Origin of the sequence: Streptomyces sp. JHA26, assembly GCF_002005565.1 — a bacterium.
Lineage (GTDB): Bacteria > Actinomycetota > Actinomycetes > Streptomycetales > Streptomycetaceae > Streptomyces.
In genome coordinates, this window is the sequence record NZ_BDJC01000008.1 from 48414 (window position 1) to 65634 (window position 17221).

Sequence of the window (17221 nt, forward strand, 5' to 3'; positions counted from 1 at the left end):
GGCCGGACCGGGCCGCGGACCTCCTCATCCAGTACGGGAGGCGCACCGTCTCCTCGTCCGGACGAAGCCCCCGCGCCCGGATCGCAGGTTCCCCGCTCACAGGGGCTGCGCGGCCGTCCCATACGCGCTGTAATGGCGACGTGGTCAGTGAGGGCACCGCGGAGAGCGGGACGAGAACGCTGCGTGCCGAGGATGCCCTGAAGGCGATCGCCGCCCTCCCGGACCGGAGGGAACGACTGCGCCGCGTCCTGGAACAGGCGCTCGTGTTCGGCGGAGCCGCCTTCGCCGCCGTGTACACACCCGGCGAGGACCGCGAGCTGCTCTGCCTCGCCGAGTCGGTGGGCGTGCCGAGGACGCTGTACGGCCTGCGCGACAGCTATCCCGCGGACGGCGGCTCCCCGGTCGCCGACGCCCGCCGGGGCGGGGCGCCGGTGTGGCTCGGCCCCGAGGCGTTCGCCGAGTCCGCCGAATCGCGGCGCGTCCCCTCCAGCGGCTTCTCCCTCGCCGCCCTGCCCGTGCCGCGCGACGGCGGCTGTCTGCTCGCCCTGACCGAGTGCCCGGGGGGCTTCGGCCCCGAGGAGCGGGCCTGCCTGGAACTGGTCGCCGAGGCGACCGTCGGCCCCGCCCCGCCCGTGGCCACCGAGAGCCGGGAACTGCGGCCGGACGCGTTCTCCCTGGCCATGGACACCGGCCGGGTCCGGGTCGGCGACGACATCCTCAGGCTGTTCGCCCTCACCCCGGACGACTTCGACGGCAGGGTCGAGACGCTGCTCGGCCTGACCGTGCCCGAGGACCTGCCCTCGCTGATGTCCGTGGTGGAGGCCGACCACATGTCCATCGGCGACCGGGAGCTGGAGTTCCGGGTGCTGCAGCCCACCGGCCCGCCGAAATGGCTGCGACTGCGCGGGCGCCTGCTGCCGGGTGGCGACGGACGGCCGGCCCGCCTCGTGGGCACCGTCGCCGACGCCTCCACCCTGCGCCCCGACGTGACCGACGTCGCCCGCGTCCAGCGCCTGGCCGCCGCCCTGGCCACCGCGGGCACCGTCCGCGACGTCAGCCAGGCCGTGGTCGCCGCCCTGCGCAGGCCGCTGCGCGCCGACCGGATCGCCCTGGCCGAGCTGGAGAACGACCGTCTCGTCGTCACCGTCCTCGACCCGCCCGAACCGGAGTCGTGGCCCGAGCTGTGGCGGCTGGAGTGGCGCACCGAGTGGCCCGACGCCCCCGTGCGCGCCATGCCCACCCTCGCCGCGGCGCTGCGCGAGGGGCGCGCCCAGATCTGGCCGGCCGGCACCGCACTGGAACCGGCGCTCGCCGACGTCGGGCCCGGCGGCCTGGCCGTCCTGCCGCTGCCGGCCGCGGGCCGCACGGCCGGCGTCTGCCTGATCGGCTGGGACTCCCCGCACGACTTCGGCCCCGACGAGCGCGCCCTGCTCACCGCCTCCGCCGGCCTCGCCGGGCAGGCCCTGATGCGCGCCCACGCCTTCGACGCCGAGCACGAACTCGTCGGCATGCTCCAGCGCCAGCTGCTCCCGCGCCGGCTGCCGAAACTGCCCGGCGCGGTCGCCGCCGCCCGCTACCTGCCCAGCACGGCCGGACTGGAGCTCGGCGGCGACTGGTACGACGTGATCCCGCTGCCCGACCACCACGTCGCCCTCGTCATCGGCGACGTCCAGGGCCACAGCGCCGGCGCCGCCACCCTCATGGGCCAGATGCGCACCGCCCTGCGCGCCTACGCCGTCGAGGGACACCCGCCCGACGTGGTCGTCTCCCGGGCCAACCGCCTCCTGGCGGACATGGGCACCGACCTCTTCGCCACCTGCGTCTACGTCGACCTCGACATGGAGGAGGGCTCCGCCTGGTGCGTCCGCGCGGGGCACCCGCCGCCGGTGCTGCGCCACCCCGACGGCACCACGGAGATCGCGGAGGCGGAGGGCGGTCCGCCGCTCGGCGTGGTGGCGCAGGCCGACTTCCCGATGAGCCCGCTCCGGCTGCGCCCCGGCACCCTGATCGCCCTCACCACGGACGGGCTCGTGGAGTCCGCCGACGCCGACATCGACGAGGGCATGGACCGCTTCGCGCACGCGCTGGCCGTGTCCGACCCCGCCCACCTCGGTCTCGTCGCCGACGCCCTGCTCGGCAACGCCCGCCGCAGCGACGACGTCGCCCTGCTGCTGGTGCGCTACGACGGCATGCGGACGCGTCCGCTGCGCGAGACCTGGACGGTGTGGCGGCTGCCCGAGGCCGTCCGGCACGCCCGCCGCTTCACCCACCGCACCCTGCGCTCGTGGGGCGTGCCGCCGGCCGACGTCGACGCCGTGCTCCTCGTCGTCTCCGAGCTGGTCACCAACGCCCTGGTGCACACCGAGGGCACGGTCCGCCTCGACCTCACCCTGGTGGGCGGCCGGCTGCGCGTCGCGGTCGCCGACGCGTCACCGCGCACGCCCGCCAAACCGACCAGCATCGGCTGGGAGGCCACGGGCGGGCGCGGCATCCTGCTGGTCGAGGCGGTGTCGACCACGTGGGGGACGCTGCCGGTCAGCGGGGGCAAGCAGGTGTGGAGCGAGATCGCGCTGGGCCGGTGAGACCGCCGGGCCCGTCCGCCGGACACCGCCCCGCACCCGACCGGAACCGGACGGATCGCCGCCGCCCCGCCGGGTACCCGGCCGGTGAAGCCGACAGCGACTCCCCGAGGAGGACGTCATGACACAGCACGTCCGCGACATCATGACCGCCGACCCGGTGACCGTCGAGCCGCAGACCTCGGTCACCGCGGTGGCCCGCATCATGCGCGACCAGGACCTCGGAGCCGTCCTGGTGACGGAGGACGACCGGCTGCGCGGACTGGTCACCGACCGCGACCTGGTGATCCGCTCCGTCGCGGAGGGCGGCGACTTGGAACAGACCACCGTGGCCGGCGCCTGCAGCGACGACCTGGTGACCGTCGGCCCCGACGACGAACTGGACCGTGCGATCCGGGTGATGCGCGAGCACGCCGTACGCCGCGTCCCGGTCGTCGACGGCGGACACCCCGTGGGCATCGTCGCCCTGGGCGACCTGGCCATGGAGCGCGACCCGGACTCGGCGCTGGGCGACATCAGCGTGGCCCGGCCCAACCCGTGAGGACGGCGCGCGCCGGTTTCACCGGCGCGCGCCCGGGGACCCGCCGGACAACGGCACCGGACACAGAAGCCGGACACAGAAGAAGGAAGATGATGCTCCGTGACCGCGGACACCAGCGAGAAACCCGCCGTCCGCCGCCTGGAGACGGGCTGGTCGCAAGCCCGCCGCCTGCGCACCAAGGGCGCCCTGCGCACCTGGGTGCCGGCCGTCGAGGACGGTGACACCCCGCGCGCGCCGCAGGCGGGCCAGGAGTCGAACATCGTCCGGGGCGAGGACTGACCGCACCCCGCGACCGAGATCGTCGAGCGCCGGCCACCGTGCCGGCGCGGCCCGTGTCCGGGCCCGCCGCCCCCGGGTCCCCGACTGCGGCGACGGGCAGGACCGACCGGTTGCCGGCCGGACGGCCCCGCCCGCTCACGGAGGATTCCGCGCGCTTGGAGTGGATCACGTGCGCCTGCTGCTCATGTCCGACACCCACCTGCCGAAGCGGGCCAGGGAACTGCCCGCGCCCCTGCTGGCGGAGATCCCGCGCGCCGACGTCGTCCTGCACGCGGGGGACTGGGTCGACACGGACACGCTCGACCTCCTGGAGGACCGCAGCCGGCGACTCGTCGCGGTGTACGGCAACAACGACGGACCCGGCCTGCGCGCACGGCTGCCCGAGGTGGCCCGCGCCGACCTCGGTGGCCTGCGCTTCGGCGTCGTCCACGAGACGGGTGCCGCCAAGGGCCGGGAGGCACGCTGTGCCGCCCGTTTCCCCGACCTCGACGTGCTGGTCTTCGGCCACAGCCACATCCCGTGGGACACCACGGCCGACACCGGCCTGCGGCTGCTCAACCCCGGCTCCCCGACCGACCGGCGGCGCCAGCCGTACTGCACGTACATGACCGCCACGGTCGCCGACGGCCGCCTCGAGGACGTCGGACTGCACCGCCTGCCGCGGCGTTAGCCGGCTCCACAGGGCAGGGGGAGGGAGAGGGGGAGGAACAGGGACGGGCAGCGCCCACGAGGGCGCTGCCCGCTACGTGCCGGGTCGCTCCATGTCGGGGGAAGCGGCCCGGGCGCTATGAGTGTGCGCTGTCACGGACCTCCTTCCGTCAGGAGTGCTGCGGAGGTCATGCATGCCTCATCCGATGCCGGGCGACTACCCCCCTGCGCGCGGCTCACACACGAAGGCGCGGACATTTTCGGTGCGGGCCGCGGGCTGCGGCCCGCACACCGGGTCAGTCGGCCGACGGCCCGGTCCAGCCGGCCGTGACATGGCCGAGCCGGACGCGCTGCGGATGGTCGCCGACCGGGACGGAGACCGTCTTCTCGCCGGTCGCGAAGTCGATGGCGGTGACCTGGTCGGCGCCGCTCTCGGAGACCACGCACTGGGTGCCGTCGCCGCTGACCGTGGCCCAGTAGGGTTTGGCGGCCGTGACCAGCGGGCCCTCCTCCAGTGTCGTACGGTCGACGACCGTCGCGTAGTCGTCCATCGTGCCCGCGACGCAGATCTTGGCGCCGTCCGGGCTCATGGACAGGCCGTGGTGCCGCGAGTCGTTGACCCAGGTGGTGCGGTCCTCGCTGGTGGCGGGATTCTTCGGCAGGGTCTTGGTCCGGGTGATCCGGTCGGTGGCGAGGTCGTACTCGAAGAAGCCGTTGAAGAAGGAGACCTGGAAGTACAGCTTGGACTCGTCGGGCGAGAACACGGCGGGCCGTACGGCGTCGGAGTGGTCGCCGAGACCGGCCGCGTCGAGACGCTCGCGCATGTCGATCACCTTGACCTGCCGGAACGTCGTCGCGTCCACGACGGTGATGCGCCGGTCACCCTTCGTCCAGTCCAGCCAGGGGGCGTCGAGCGCGGTGTTGACCTCGCCGATGGACATGTTCCAGATGTACTTGCCGTCCTTGGTGAAGATGTTCTCGTGCGGCTTGGCCCCGGTGCCGAAGGACCCGAGCTGCCGGCCCGTGTCGATGTCCAGCACGTGCACGGTGTTCGACGTGGAGGCCGACACCGCGACCCGGGTGCCGTCCGGCGAGACCGCCATGTGGTCGGCGCGGTGACCCGACACGGGGAACCGCCAGTTGAGGCGCCCGGTGGCGAGGTCGATGGACACGACGTCCGCGAAGCTCGGCCGGGAGACGACGACCGCCTTCCCGTCCGGCGTCGAGTACATGTCGTCGACGAACTGGTCGTGCCCCTCGCCGACACTGTTGCGGATGGCCTGGAAGTAGATCCACCGGATCGGGTCGGCGTTGATCTCGGCCATCCGCTCCTTCCGGTCGGGGATGACACTGATCCGGCCGATCCTCGCGAAGTCGCCGGTGGAGCGGATGACGTCGGCGGTGCCGTCCCAGTTGTTGCCGACGAACATCACCTCGCGCAGCGCGGTGGGGGCGTCCGGGGACGTGGTGGCGGCGGTCGCCGTCACGGGAGCGGTGACGGTGAGCGCGAGGGCGGCGGCCATGGAGCAAAGGTGCCTGGATCTGGGGACAGGCATGCTGCTCTCTCCTCTGGAGGCGGGGGCGGGGCGCGCGGGTGCGGGAACCCCGGACGGAGCTGCGTCCGGAGTGAACTTACTGAAAAGTAAGGAAGGGCTGCCCTTCTCCACAAGACCGCGTACACGACAAAACCGGCCCGGGCGCGAGGAGGTGGCGCCGGGGCCGGCGCACAGGAGGACACGGCTGCCGGACCGCCGCGACGCTCGACGAGGCCGTCGGCGGACCACCGGCCGGCTCCTGTCCGCCCTTCGGTCACCGGACCGTCGCACCGGTGACCCCGGGGCCCGGAAACGCCCGGGCCCCGGGCCGTTCCGCCGCTCCGGCTACTCGTCCCAGGCCTGGATCATGGTCTGCCGGACGATCTTCCCGTCCCGCAGCGACATCATCGACTCCGCCAGGACCCGGGCGCCGTCGGGATAGGCGCAGGACTCCGTGAAGGCGGCCTGGTCGCCCTGGACGACGCAGTTCTCGAGCCGGTGCGTCATGTCGCGGCTGTAGACGTCGTCGAGCAACTCGGCGATCTCGTCGCGGCCGTGCAGGACCTTGGGGCTGCTGGGCTGGGTGTAGCGGTCCACGATGCGGACCTCCGCGTCGTCCGCGTAGAGCGACAGGAGGGTTTCCGCCGTCTCTTCCTCGATGCCCCGGCGCAGCGCTTCGATGTCGAAGCCGGGGCCTGTGCTGGTGCCCATGACGACCTCCTTCGAAGGCCGCGGCCCGACCGGGAACGGGCCGCCGAGGGCCTCCCCTTCGAGAGTCCTCCGCCCGGACGGCTCCGGCAAGCCCCGTCGTACCGCTGCTCCCGACGGGTGAGGACGCCCCGTCCGCCCGTGTCCGCCACCGTCCCGCCGGCGTTGCCGAAGACATGATCCCCACACGACGTATCGCCACCGCCGCCGCTCTCGCCGCGGCTGTCACCGCACTCGTCGCACCGACGGCGAGCGCCGCCGGCACGGGCTCGCCGGCCAACGGCACACTCGTCCCGGTGCCCCACTCGCTCGCCGCCGACGGCCTGCCCCTCGGGGGCGAGGACGCCCGGACGACCCCCTCCACCCACCTGCACCGGCCCGACACCCGCGACCAGGTGCGGCAGCTCACCCTCGTCGGCCTGCTGTCACCGGTGCTCGGCCCCGCCACCCGGGGCTGACGCCCGCGCCGCCCCCCCCGCACAGGGCCGCCCACGTCCGGGCGGCCCTCACCTGTGCGCGGGCCCTGCCACGGGCCGCGCGGACGCGGTCCGCCGTTCACCGGCCCGGACGCGCGGACCGCCCCGTCACCGGCGTCCTGCCGATCAGTTGCGCGTAGGGTCGGGAGGAACCACGAGTGGCCGAAGAAGGAGTCAGGACCATGGCGCAGGAAGTACGCGGCGTGATCGCACCGGGCAAGGACGAGCCGGTACGGATCGAGACGATCGTCGTGCCCGATCCGGGACCGGGCGAGGCCGTGGTCGAGATCCAGGCCTGCGGCGTGTGCCACACCGACCTGCACTACAAGCAGGGCGGCATCAGCGACGACTTCCCCTTCCTGCTCGGCCACGAGGCCGCGGGCGTGGTGGAGTCGGTCGGCGCCGGAGTCACCGACGTGGCCCCCGGCGACTTCGTGATCCTCAACTGGCGTGCGGTGTGCGGCACGTGCCGGGCGTGTCTGCGCGGACGCCCCTGGTACTGCTTCGACACCCACAACGCGAAGCAGAGGATGACCCTCGCCTCCACCGGCCGGGAACTCTCCCCGGCGCTCGGCATCGGCGCCTTCGCCGAGAAGACCCTGGTCGCCGCCGGACAGTGCACCAAGGTCGACCCGGCCGTCTCCGCCGAGGTGGCCGGACTGCTGGGCTGCGGCGTGATGGCCGGCATCGGCGCCGCCGTCAACACCGGCAACGTCGGCCGCGGCGACACCGTCGCCGTCATCGGCTGCGGCGGCGTCGGCGACGCGGCGATCGCCGGCTCCCGCCTCGCCGGAGCCGCGAAGATCATCGCCGTCGACATCGACGACCGCAAACTGGAGACCGCCCGCTCCATGGGCGCCACCCACACCGTCAACTCCCGCGAGAACGACCCCGTCGAGGCGATCCGCGAACTGACCGGCGGCTTCGGCGCCGACGTCGTCATCGAGGCGGTCGGCCGCCCGGAGACCTACCGGCAGGCCTTCTACGCCCGCGACCTGGCCGGCACCGTCGTCCTCGTCGGCGTGCCCACACCCGAGATGAAGCTCGAACTGCCGCTCCTCGACGTCTTCGGCCGCGGCGGATCGCTGAAGTCCTCCTGGTACGGCGACTGCCTGCCCTCCCGCGACTTCCCGATGCTCATCGACCTCCACCTCCAAGAACGCCTGGACCTCGGCGCGTTCGTGACCGAGACCATCCGCCTCGACGAGGTCGAGAAGGCCTTCGAGCGGATGCACGCCGGCGACGTGCTGCGTTCGGTGGTGGTGCTGTGATGACCGCCCGCATCGAACGCCTCGTCACCTCCGGCACGTTCAGCCTCGACGGCGGCACCTGGGACGTCGACAACAACGTCTGGCTCGTCGGCGACGACCACGAGGTCGTCGTCATCGACGCCGCCCACGACGCCGACGCCATCGCCGAGGCCGTCGGGGACCGGCGCCTGACCGCCATCGTGTGCACCCACGCCCACAACGACCACGTGAACGCCGCTCCCGCCCTCGCCGAGCGCACCGGCGCCACCATCTGGCTGCACCGCGACGACATGCCGCTGTGGCAGCAGACCCACCCCGACCGGGAACCGGACGCCTGGCTGACCGACGGCCAGGTCATCGAGGCCGCCGGCGCCGACCTGACGGTCCTGCACACCCCCGGACACGCCCCCGGCGCCGTCTGCCTGTACGACCCGGGCCTCGGCACCGTCTTCACCGGCGACACGCTCTTCCAGGGCGGCCCCGGCGCCACCGGACGCTCCTACTCCCACTTCCCGACGATCATCGACTCGATCCGCGACCGGCTCCTCGTGCTGCCGCCCGGCACGGAGGTCCGCACCGGCCACGGCGACCCGACCACGATCGGCGCCGAGGCCCCGCACCTGGAGGAGTGGATCCGGCGCGGCCACTGACACCGGGCCGCGTGGCATACCCGGCACCAAGCCGGGAGACACGCGGAAAAGGTGACAGAAGATGTCCGGTTTCCCGGGCAGTCTCGATCACGACATCGCTCATCCGCGGTCGGGATGGGCTCGTGAAGAGAAGGAACGGGAACCGGACATGACACATTCACTCGAGGGCAAGGTCGCACTGGTCGCCGGAGCGACCCGCGGCGCCGGACGCGGCATCGCCGTCGAACTGGGCGCGGCCGGCGCCACCGTCTACGTCACCGGCCGCACCACCCGCGCCCGGCGCTCGGAGTACGACCGCCCCGAGACCATCGAGGACACCGCCGACCTGGTCACCGAGGCCGGCGGCAAGGGCATCGCCGTCCCCACCGACCACCTCGAGAAGGCCGAGGTCGCCGCGCTCGTCGACCGCATCGCCCGCGAGCAGGGCCGCCTCGACGTCCTGGTCAACGACATCTGGGGCGGCGAGAGCCTCTTCGAGTGGGACAAGCCCGTCTGGGAGCACGACCTCGACAAGGGCCTCAAGCTCCTGCGGCTCGCCGTGGAGACCCACGCGATCACCAGCCACCACGCCCTGCCCCTGCTGCTGCGCAACCCCGGCGGGCTCGTGGTCGAGGTCACCGACGGCACCGCCGACTACAACCGCGACCGCTACCGGGTCTCCTTCTTCTACGACCTCGCCAAGTCCTCGGTGCTGCGCATGGCCTTCGCCCTCGGCCACGAACTCGGATCGCGCGGCGCCACCGCCGTCGCGCTGACACCGGGCTGGATGCGCTCGGAGATCATGCTCGACGAATTCGGCGTGCGGGAGGACAACTGGCGCGACGCCCTCGACCGCGTCCCCCACTTCGCCATCTCCGAGACCCCCCGCTACGTCGGCCGCGCCGTGGCCGCACTGGCCGCCGACCCGGGAGTGGCACGCTTCAACGGCCTCTCCCTCTCCAGCGGCGGTGTCGCACAGGAGTACGGCTTCACCGACCTCGACGGCAGCCGTCCCGACGCCTGGCGCTACCTCGTCGAGGTCCAGGACGCGGGGAAGCCGGCGGACGTGACCGGTTACCGCTGACCACCGGGCGCCCGCGCCCTACCGCCGGTCCCGTGACCGGCATACGGTCGGTCCCATGACCGACCGTATGCGTTTCGAGGGACACGGCGTGCTCGTCACCGGCGCCGCGCGCGGCATCGGCGCCGCCACCGCCGCACGGCTCGCCGAGGAGGGGGCCGGGGTGCTGGTGACCGACGCGGACCGGCCCGCAGCCGAGGAGACCGCGGCGGCGCTGCGTGAACGGGGACTCGCAGCCGAGGCCCTCGGCTGCGACGTCTCCGACCGGGCGTCCGTCGAGGCGGCCGTCGCCCGTGCCGTCGACGTCTTCGGCTCCCTCGACGTGCTGGTCAACAACGCCTACGCCTGCACCCCCGACGCCCCGCTCTTCGAGGACGAACCGGACGAGGCGTGGGCGCGTGACCTCGACGTCACCCTCACCGGCGCCTACCGCTGCTGCCGCGCCGCCCTGCCCCGCCTGGCGGCCTCCGGTCGCGGCGCGATCGTGAGCATCGGATCGGTCAACGGCGCCCAGGACTTCGGCAACCACGCCTACAGTGCCGCCAAGGCGGGTCTGGCCTCCCTGACCCGCACCCTCGCCGGACACGCCGCCGCGCGGGGCGTCCGCGTCAACCTGGTGGCGCCGGGCACCGTGCGCACCACGGCCTGGGAGGGCCGGGACGAGGAACTGGCGGCGCTGAGGGGGCTGTATCCTCTGGGGCGGGTCGGAGAGCCCGGGGACATCGCGGCGGCCGTCGCCTTCCTCGCCTCGCGCGACGCGTCCTGGATCACCGGGACCACTCTGACCGTCGACGGCGGCCTGACCGCGGTCAACACCGGATTCCGGCAGGCTCTGAAGGGACGGGGCGGCACGGACTGACGGGGCCGCCGACGCGGGCCCCCGTTGTCGTTCGTCACTGTTTCGTCGCGATGCGGCGCGACGGGCAACCGAGGCCACCGGCCGGCTGTCTAGCACGCGGGGATCGCACCACGGGCGACCTTCCGCCCACTCCACCGCTTCGACGCGAAAGGCTGACCGGCCATGGGGGACATACGCAGACGGGGTGCCGTCGCACTCGGACTCACCGCACTGGTGGCGCCGCTCACACTCGCGCTCGGTGCCGCACCGGCGCAGGCCGCGAGCTGCACCACGCAGACGGGCCCGTACCAGAAGAAGGTCGAGAAGTTCCTCGGCCGCCCGGCCGACGGCAAGCAGTCCGCCGCCGACTGCAAGGCGACCCGGGCCTTCCAGACCAAGCACGGCATCACACCGAACATCGGGTACGCCGGCCCCGTGACCTGGGGCGTGATGGACCTGATGAACAAGCAGAAGGCCGTCGGCAAGAACCCGAACAAGTCGGGCAAGTGCCCCACCAACAAGGGTCGCATCGCCTGCGTGGACCTCACGCTCCAGCTCAGCTGGATCCAGGACGGCAAGAAGCTCGTCTACGGCCCCGTCCCCGTCCGCACGGGCCGCAACGGCTACGAGACCCGCACCGGCCTGAAGAAGATCTACTGGCGGCACATCGACCACGTCTCCACGATCTACGACGTGCCGATGCCCTACAGCCAGTTCTTCGACGGCGGCGAGGCCTTCCACTCGGTCGGCGTCAGCATGTGGAACCCGCCGGGCTCCCACGGCTGCGTCAACATGACGAAGACCGCCGCCAAGAAGTACTGGTCGCTGCTGAGGAACGGCGACGACGTCTACGTGTACGGCCGCAAGCCGGGCACCTGACGGACCCGGGCACCCGACGAGCGGGGGCGCGTCCCGTCGGGGGCGCGTCCCCGCCCGCCGTTGTGACCCCTGACACCGGCGCAGGGCGGGGCGTGTGCGTCAGGGCACAGTCGACGGGGACGAACTCGCCGCCGGGTCTTGACAGATGGGGAGATCGACGTGACCAGTAACACGGTCCGTTATGTCCGTTTGGCTCGTGATTACTCACCTCGTCTTCACGTCCGGCCCCGTATGCTTCACAGCATGTCCACCACTGTTGAACCCTCCTCCGAGCGATCGGCTGCCGAGGTCAACGAGGAGATCCGGGCCCTGTGGCTCCGGTCGGGCGGGACACTGAGCGTCGAGCAGCGCGAGGAGTACCAGCGGCTCGTCCTGGAGTGGGCCGCCGCGGCCCCCGAGCCGGCGAAGGCCGCCTGACCGCCTGGGACTCCTCGGCGTACCGCAGCCCCAGCACCCCGTCGGGGTGCTCTTCTCTTACCGTCCGCAGCCGTCCGTCACGGCGCCGACGGCTCCACCCGTCGGCGCCCGCCACGGCTCGGCCACTCAGCCCCACGTGCCCGAGTAGTGCCGCCGGTAGGCCTTGCGGTCCTGTTCCGCGCGCAGCCACCGGGTGGCCGCCAGCGCGACCAGGCTGCCCGCGATCACCAGCAGACCGGGACCGGCGTTGCGGCGGTCCGTGAGCCGCGCCAGCAACGCGGTGCCGTCGAGGCCCGTCGCCGCCGTGGACGCCCCCGGCGACACCGCACCCGCGGCGGCGCCACCGGAGGGCGCCGGCCCGGGCGCGGCCCGCTGCCCGGACCCGTCCGGCGACGAGACGATCATCCGCACACCGAGCGCCGTCAGCGCCTCCGTCACCGGCTGGAAGAACGTCGTGCCGCCCTCGGTGCAGTCGCCGCTGCCCCCCGACGTCACGCCGAGCGCGATCCCCTCGGAGAACAACGGACCCCCGCTGTCCCCGGGCTCGGCGCACACGTTCGTCCGGATGAGGCCGGAGACGGTGCCCTCCGGGTAGTTCACCGTCGCGTCGAGCGCGGTGACCCGGCCGTCGCGCAGTCCGCTGGTGCTGCCGCTGCGGAAGACCCGCTGTCCGACGGCCGCTTCCCCGGTGCCCGTGATCCGCACCCCTTTGCCGTCGCCGACCGCCACCACGCCGGCGCCGTCCCCCGCCCTGCCGTTCGCGTACTCCACCAGGGAGAAGTCGTCACCGGGGAAACTCCCGGCGACCGTCCTCCCGATCTCCCGGCCGCCCCCGTCGGCCCCGAACCACACCGATCCCGTGGGCCCGCAGTGACCGGCGGTGAGGATGAAGTCGCCACGGCCGTCGGTCACGTTGAAACCCGCCGAGCAGCGGCCGGCCGCCGACAGGATCGGCCGCGCCCCGTTCAGCCGCGTCGTGAACGCGCCCTCGGTGCGCTCCATGCGGACGAAACCGCCGATGCCCTCCGCGACCTTCGTCAGCCGTGACCAGTCGGCTCCGGAGACGGTGCTGTCACCCTGGACCACCACCTCGTTGGACCGGTAGTCGAGGGACCACGCCGTCCCCGCCACCCGGGGCGCCGAACGCAGCGCGGCCGTCGCCGACCTCAGCTCCGCCAGGCTGTGCCGGACGACCTTCGCCGCGGCGCCCGCACGCCGCACCTCGTCGGCCGCCCCGTCGTCGGTGACCGCGACGACCGGCCGCCCGTCGGAGCCGACCCAGTGACCCGCCGTGCGGGAGGTGCCGAGGCGGGACACGAGGGCGCTGCCGACGTCCGACACCGGCAGCGCCTTCGTGTGCGGGACGGCCGGGGCACCGGGAGGCTCACCCGCCACGGCCCGGGTGACCATCGCGGTGCCCAGGAGAAGTCCGCCGACGGCGGCCAGCCGTGCCACTCGCCGGACGATGCGTCGTCGTGCGTGCCTCATGCGTGTGCTCCCGGACCCGGATGCGCGGCGTCACCACCGCGGGGGCCGCGGACGTCGAGCGCCCTCCCTCCATACGGGCCCGGCAGCGGCCCCGTTCACCGCCCCGGTGATCCCCTCCCGTCCTCCCGGCACCCCGGTGTCCCGTTTCCCGGTCGCCCCACGGCCTCTATCTTGAGCCCCATGACCAGGATCCCGCAGGACCAGCCCGGTGGACCCGACCCCCTGCGCGCGCTCACCCTCGACCGGCTGCGCCGCCGTACGAGCATGAAGTGGCGCACCCACCCCGACGACGTGCTGCCGCTGTGGGTGGCCGAGATGGACGTGCCGCTCGCCGAACCCGTCGTGCGCGCCGTCACCGACGCCATGGAACTCGGCGACACCGGCTACCCCGCCGGAACCGCCTACGCGGAGGCGCTGGCCGCCTTCGCGGGCAAGCGCTGGGGCTGGGACGACCTCGCCGTGGAACGCACCGCGCTCGTGCCCGACGTGATGCTGGGCGTCGTCGAGATGCTCAAGCTGGTCACCGGCCCCGGCGACCCGGTGATCGTCAATCCGCCGGTGTACCCGCCGTTCTACCAGTTCGTGACCCACATGGAGCGGCGCGTGGTCGAGGCGCCCCTCGGCGCGGACCTGCGCATCGACCCGCAGGTGCTGGAGGACGCCTTCCGGCGGGCGGTCGCCGACGGTGGGCGGGCCGCCTACCTGCTGTGCAGCCCGCACAACCCGACCGGCACCGTGCACACCGCCGAGGAACTGGCCACGGTCGCCGCCCTCGCCGAACGGTACGGCGTCCGGGTCGTGGCCGACGAGATCCACGCGCCCGTCGTCGCCGGCGGCGTGCGGTTCGTGCCGTACCTGAGTGTCCCCGGCGCCGAACGCGGCCTGTCGCTGATGTCGGCCTCCAAGGGCTGGAACCTGCCCGGACTCAAGGCGGCACTCGCCCTCGCAGGCCCCGGCGCCGCCGGGGACCTGGACCGGATGCCCGAGGAGGTCGGACACGGCCCGAGCCATGTCGGCGTCATCGCCCACACCGCCGCCCTGCGCGACGGCGTCCCCTGGCTGGACGCCGTGCTCGCCGGACTCGACGGGAACCGGCGGCTGCTCACCGACCTGCTGGCCGCGCACCTGCCCGGCGTCGTCCACCACCCCGGGGAGGCGACCTACCTGGCCTGGCTCGACTGCCGCGCGCTCGGCCTCGGCGACGACCCGGCGGAGGCCTTCCTGCGACGCGGCCGGGTGGCGCTCAGCCCGGGCCCGGACTTCGGCACCGGCGGGGCGGGCCACGTCCGGCTCAACCTCGCCACCTCCCCGGAGGTGATCACGGAGGCGGTACGGAGGATGGCGTCGGCCCTGACGTGAGCCGCGGCGCCCGGAATTCGTCGCGTACGGGTGACGCACCGGAGCGGGCGGCCCTAGACTTCCGGCCCATGGACGAGGCGTCACTGGCCCGGCTCGGTGCCGGCAAGTACCTGTCGGTCACCAGCTACCGCAAGGACGGCACTCCGGTCGCCACCCCGGTGTGGGTCGTGCGCGACGGGGACGTGCTGGGCGTGTGGACGGCCGCCGACTCCTGGAAGGTCAAGCGCATCCGCAGGCGTGCCGACGTCCTGGTCGGCCCCTGCGACGTGCGGGGCAATCCGACGGGCGACCGGGTCCCGGCGACCGCCGAGATCGGCGACGCGGCCACGGCCGGCCGCTACCGCGCGCTCATCGCCCGCAAGTACGGCGTCGTCGGACGGCTCACCCTCCTCGGGAGCCGGCTGCGCCGGGGACTGGACGGCACCGTGGGGATCACGATCACGCTCACGTCCTGAAGGCCCGCCTCAGGTCCAGGCCCGGTACGGCTCGTCGACCAGCTGGAAGACCGGCTCACCCCGCACCGGGTCCTTGGCCGTGGACAGGCGCACCCGGTCCCCGCTGTGGATGCCGATGAGCGGGCCCGTGACCCGGCCGCGCACGACGAAGCCCTCGGCCATCTCGATCAGGGACACATTGCGCGCGGCGGGGGTGTTGCGGTGCACCACGGTGGCGTGGCGCACCGTCCCGGTGCCCTCGCTGCGCTCCGTGCGCAGGTCGCTGCCGCGGCAGACCGGACACAGCAGCCGGTGGTACATGGAGGTGCCGCACCAGGTGCAGCGCTGGAACCAGATGGCGTCGGTCTCCGGGGTCCCGGGGTCGAGCACGGCCGTCGCGGGGCCGGCCGCCTGCTGAGCGACGCTTCCTGAGGGGTGGTACACGCTGTCAACTCCCTGCACTCGGGCCGGAATCCCGCGTGCGCGGTCGCCCGGGCACGCGTGTGCCCGGCGGACCGTGCCACCGCGCACGACGACAGAGTATGGCACTGAGTGCCACGCGTAAAGACGCTGCGTGCCGCGGAATTCACGGCTCTCGCGGGGGAGATGTCGTGGCTGGCGGAGAACATGTGGCACTGAGTGCAGGGGAAAGGAGGGGTGTGGGCCCGTCGTCCTCTCCACAGTGATCGCATACGATCCCTGCGGCCGTCCCGAGGAGTTCCGTATGCCGTCCGCACGCCCCCGCATCCTCTACGTCACCGACCTCGCCTACCAGGCCCGGGGACGGCGCTACTGCGACGAGGACATCTTCCTCACCTCCCGGCTGCGCGAGGACGCCGACCTGGCCCTGTGCGACCCGCGCGACGCCGCCGCACTGCTGGAGGGCTTCGACGCCGTCGTCGTCCGCAACAGCGGCCCGGTACTGGGCCACCGGGCCGCGTACGACGCCTTCCGCGAGCGGGCGGCCGCGTGCGGTGCCCGCGTCTACAACCAGCTCACCGGCCGGGCGGACATGGCGGGCAAGCAGTACCTGCTCGACCTCACGGCCGCCGGGTATCCCGTCATCCCCACCGCCGACCGGCCGGAGCACCTGGACCGGCTGCCCGCCGCCGAGGAGTACGTCGTGAAGCCGAAGCTGGGCGCCGACTCCCTGGGGCTGCGGTTCGTCCCGGCGGACCGGGTCCGTCAGGCGGTGCGCGCCGAAGCCGGTGACGTCCTCGTCCAGCCGCGCGTCGACTTCGCCTACGAGGTGTCCTTCTACTTCGTCGACCACGACTTCCAGTACGCCCTGTACGCGCCGCACCCCGACCGGCGCTGGCAGCTGGAACCCTACGAAGCCACCCCGGAGGACCTGGAGTTCGCACGGCGGTTCATCGAGTGGAACGGCATCGAGCACGGCATCCAGCGCGTCGACGCCTGCCGCGCCCCCGACGGCGCGCTGCTGCTGGTCGAACTGGAGGACCTGAACCCGTACCTGTCGCTGGACGCCCTCGACGAGCCGCGCCGGGACGCCTTCGTCGCGGCGATGAAGGCGGCCCTGCACCGCCTCCTCGGGACCTGAGCCCGTCCCCGGGCCGCCTAGCATGGCGGGCATGGACGTGTTTCTCGACAGGCTCGACCCGGACATGTGCGTGGTGACGGCGGCCGCGGACGGGGAAGAGGCGGGCTGCCTGGTCGGCTTCGCCTCCCAGTGCTCCATGGAACCCGTGCGGTTCGTCGTGTGGCTGTCCGAGGTCAACCGGACCTTCCGGGTGGCCCGGTCCGCCGAGTACCTGGCCGTCCACCTGCTCGCCCGGGGACAGCGCGGACTGGCCGAGGTGTTCGGCGGGCGGACCGGCGACGACGTGGACAAGTTCCGGCAGGTCCGCCGGCGCCACGGGTACGGCGGGGCGGTCGTGCTGGAGGACGCCGAGGCGTGGCTCGTCGGCCGGGTCGTGGAGCGGGTCGCCGGAGGCGATCACGTCGGTTTCGTCCTCGACCCGGTCGAGTGGGGCGGGCGTGAGACGTCCGGCGGGCCGCTGCTGCGGCTCGGCGACGTCCTCACCATCGAGCCCGGCCACCCGGTGGAGGACTGACCCGC

General features: G+C 73.3%; 19 protein-coding genes. 15 read left to right on the top strand and 4 right to left on the bottom strand.

Annotated features, from left to right (window positions below; genetic code table 11):
* Nucleotides 1-140 precede the first annotated feature (140 nt).
* The 4 genes from JHAT_RS07190 to JHAT_RS07205 all read left to right on the top strand — a co-directional run bounded on the left by JHAT_RS07190 (nt 141) and on the right by JHAT_RS07205 (nt 4069).
* Nucleotides 141-2582 (top strand): SpoIIE family protein phosphatase, encoded by a 2442-nt coding sequence (locus tag JHAT_RS07190; protein WP_171990784.1) that lies wholly within the window; start codon nt 141-143, stop codon nt 2580-2582.
* Nucleotides 2583-2700: 118 nt separating this feature from the next.
* The gene (locus JHAT_RS07195; protein WP_077797194.1) at nt 2701-3120 is read left to right on the top strand and encodes a CBS domain-containing protein; all 420 of its coding nucleotides are present in this window, start codon (nt 2701-2703) and stop codon (nt 3118-3120) included.
* Between the two features lie 99 nt (nt 3121-3219).
* Nucleotides 3220-3399 (top strand): hypothetical protein, encoded by a 180-nt coding sequence (locus JHAT_RS07200; RefSeq protein WP_077797195.1) that lies wholly within the window; start codon nt 3220-3222, stop codon nt 3397-3399.
* A gap of 169 nt (nt 3400-3568) precedes the next feature.
* Complete coding sequence (locus JHAT_RS07205) at nt 3569-4069, top strand: metallophosphoesterase (protein ID WP_077797283.1); 501 nt, start codon at nt 3569-3571, stop codon at nt 4067-4069.
* 274 nt (nt 4070-4343) lie between these two features.
* Here JHAT_RS07205 and JHAT_RS07210 read toward each other — a convergent pair whose 3' ends face one another.
* Together JHAT_RS07210 and JHAT_RS07215 are read right to left on the bottom strand one after the other, a co-directional pair.
* Entirely contained in the window at nt 4344-5603 is a 1260-nt protein-coding gene (locus JHAT_RS07210; RefSeq protein WP_077797196.1) for a YncE family protein, read from the bottom strand.
* A gap of 324 nt (nt 5604-5927) precedes the next feature.
* Nucleotides 5928-6293: a nuclear transport factor 2 family protein gene (locus JHAT_RS07215; RefSeq protein ID WP_077797197.1), complete on the bottom strand. Its 366-nt coding sequence runs from the start codon at nt 6291-6293 to the stop codon at nt 5928-5930.
* A gap of 173 nt (nt 6294-6466) precedes the next feature.
* Here JHAT_RS07215 and JHAT_RS07220 point away from each other — a divergent pair, with 173 nt between their 5' ends.
* From JHAT_RS07220 to JHAT_RS07250, 7 genes are all read left to right on the top strand, one after another.
* Nucleotides 6467-6748, top strand: coding sequence for a hypothetical protein (locus JHAT_RS07220; RefSeq protein ID WP_077797198.1), 282 nt, complete (start codon nt 6467-6469; stop codon nt 6746-6748).
* Nucleotides 6749-6948: 200 nt separating this feature from the next.
* Nucleotides 6949-8037 carry an S-(hydroxymethyl)mycothiol dehydrogenase gene (locus JHAT_RS07225; RefSeq protein ID WP_077797199.1) on the top strand — a complete coding sequence of 363 codons (1089 nt, stop codon included), beginning with the start codon at nt 6949-6951 and terminating at the stop codon, nt 8035-8037.
* Nucleotides 8037-8666: an MBL fold metallo-hydrolase gene (locus tag JHAT_RS07230; protein ID WP_077797200.1), complete on the top strand. Its 630-nt coding sequence runs from the start codon at nt 8037-8039 to the stop codon at nt 8664-8666. Before JHAT_RS07225 ends, JHAT_RS07230 begins: the two co-directional genes overlap by 1 nt.
* A 148-nt stretch (nt 8667-8814) precedes the next feature.
* Complete coding sequence (locus tag JHAT_RS07235; protein WP_077797201.1) at nt 8815-9729, top strand: SDR family oxidoreductase; 915 nt, start codon at nt 8815-8817, stop codon at nt 9727-9729.
* Between the two features lie 55 nt (nt 9730-9784).
* Nucleotides 9785-10585: an SDR family NAD(P)-dependent oxidoreductase gene (locus JHAT_RS07240; RefSeq protein ID WP_077797202.1), complete on the top strand. Its 801-nt coding sequence runs from the start codon at nt 9785-9787 to the stop codon at nt 10583-10585.
* A 162-nt stretch (nt 10586-10747) separates the two neighbouring features.
* A complete protein-coding gene (locus tag JHAT_RS07245; RefSeq protein WP_077797203.1) occupies nt 10748-11443 on the top strand; it encodes a L,D-transpeptidase in 696 nt (231 codons plus the stop codon).
* A gap of 231 nt (nt 11444-11674) precedes the next feature.
* Nucleotides 11675-11860 carry a hypothetical protein gene (locus JHAT_RS07250; protein ID WP_077797204.1) on the top strand — a complete coding sequence of 62 codons (186 nt, stop codon included), beginning with the start codon at nt 11675-11677 and terminating at the stop codon, nt 11858-11860.
* 126 nt (nt 11861-11986) lie between these two features.
* Here JHAT_RS07250 and JHAT_RS07255 read toward each other — a convergent pair whose 3' ends face one another.
* Entirely contained in the window at nt 11987-13348 is a 1362-nt protein-coding gene (locus JHAT_RS07255; protein ID WP_077797205.1) for a S1 family peptidase, read from the bottom strand.
* A 180-nt stretch (nt 13349-13528) separates the two neighbouring features.
* Between JHAT_RS07255 and JHAT_RS07260 the strand changes: the two genes are divergently transcribed.
* Both JHAT_RS07260 and JHAT_RS07265 read left to right on the top strand, forming a co-directional pair.
* A complete protein-coding gene (locus tag JHAT_RS07260) occupies nt 13529-14707 on the top strand; it encodes a MalY/PatB family protein (RefSeq protein ID WP_077797206.1) in 1179 nt (392 codons plus the stop codon).
* Nucleotides 14708-14775: 68 nt separating this feature from the next.
* Entirely contained in the window at nt 14776-15162 is a 387-nt protein-coding gene (locus JHAT_RS07265) for a PPOX class F420-dependent oxidoreductase (RefSeq protein WP_077797207.1), read from the top strand.
* Nucleotides 15163-15171: 9 nt separating this feature from the next.
* Here JHAT_RS07265 and JHAT_RS07270 read toward each other — a convergent pair whose 3' ends face one another.
* Nucleotides 15172-15585: a Zn-ribbon domain-containing OB-fold protein gene (locus JHAT_RS07270; protein WP_077797208.1), complete on the bottom strand. Its 414-nt coding sequence runs from the start codon at nt 15583-15585 to the stop codon at nt 15172-15174.
* Between the two features lie 280 nt (nt 15586-15865).
* Here JHAT_RS07270 and JHAT_RS07275 point away from each other — a divergent pair, with 280 nt between their 5' ends.
* Both JHAT_RS07275 and JHAT_RS07280 read left to right on the top strand, forming a co-directional pair.
* Nucleotides 15866-16702, top strand: coding sequence for a hypothetical protein (locus tag JHAT_RS07275; protein ID WP_107481853.1), 837 nt, complete (start codon nt 15866-15868; stop codon nt 16700-16702).
* 22 nt (nt 16703-16724) lie between these two features.
* A complete protein-coding gene (locus JHAT_RS07280) occupies nt 16725-17216 on the top strand; it encodes a flavin reductase family protein (protein WP_077797210.1) in 492 nt (163 codons plus the stop codon).
* Nucleotides 17217-17221 lie beyond the last annotated feature (5 nt).

Bases quoted from the DNA above. Each gene is read 5' to 3' on its own strand.
- JHAT_RS07195 (WP_077797194.1), top strand. From the start codon at position 2,701: ATGACACAGCACGTCCGCGACATCATGACCGCCGACCCGGTGACCGTC.
- JHAT_RS07210 (WP_077797196.1), bottom strand. From the start codon at position 5,603: ATGCCTGTCCCCAGATCCAGGCACCTTTGCTCCATGGCCGCCGCCCTC.
- JHAT_RS07215 (WP_077797197.1), bottom strand. From the start codon at position 6,293: ATGGGCACCAGCACAGGCCCCGGCTTCGACATCGAAGCGCTGCGCCGG.
- JHAT_RS07220 (WP_077797198.1), top strand. From the start codon at position 6,467: ATGATCCCCACACGACGTATCGCCACCGCCGCCGCTCTCGCCGCGGCT.
- JHAT_RS07225 (WP_077797199.1), top strand. From the start codon at position 6,949: ATGGCGCAGGAAGTACGCGGCGTGATCGCACCGGGCAAGGACGAGCCG.
- JHAT_RS07230 (WP_077797200.1), top strand. From the start codon at position 8,037: ATGACCGCCCGCATCGAACGCCTCGTCACCTCCGGCACGTTCAGCCTC.
- JHAT_RS07235 (WP_077797201.1), top strand. From the start codon at position 8,815: ATGACACATTCACTCGAGGGCAAGGTCGCACTGGTCGCCGGAGCGACC.
- JHAT_RS07240 (WP_077797202.1), top strand. From the start codon at position 9,785: ATGACCGACCGTATGCGTTTCGAGGGACACGGCGTGCTCGTCACCGGC.
- JHAT_RS07245 (WP_077797203.1), top strand. From the start codon at position 10,748: ATGGGGGACATACGCAGACGGGGTGCCGTCGCACTCGGACTCACCGCA.
- JHAT_RS07250 (WP_077797204.1), top strand. From the start codon at position 11,675: ATGCTTCACAGCATGTCCACCACTGTTGAACCCTCCTCCGAGCGATCG.
- JHAT_RS07255 (WP_077797205.1), bottom strand. From the start codon at position 13,348: ATGAGGCACGCACGACGACGCATCGTCCGGCGAGTGGCACGGCTGGCC.
- JHAT_RS07260 (WP_077797206.1), top strand. From the start codon at position 13,529: ATGACCAGGATCCCGCAGGACCAGCCCGGTGGACCCGACCCCCTGCGC.
- JHAT_RS07265 (WP_077797207.1), top strand. From the start codon at position 14,776: ATGGACGAGGCGTCACTGGCCCGGCTCGGTGCCGGCAAGTACCTGTCG.
- JHAT_RS07275 (WP_107481853.1), top strand. From the start codon at position 15,866: ATGCCGTCCGCACGCCCCCGCATCCTCTACGTCACCGACCTCGCCTAC.
- JHAT_RS07280 (WP_077797210.1), top strand. From the start codon at position 16,725: ATGGCGGGCATGGACGTGTTTCTCGACAGGCTCGACCCGGACATGTGC.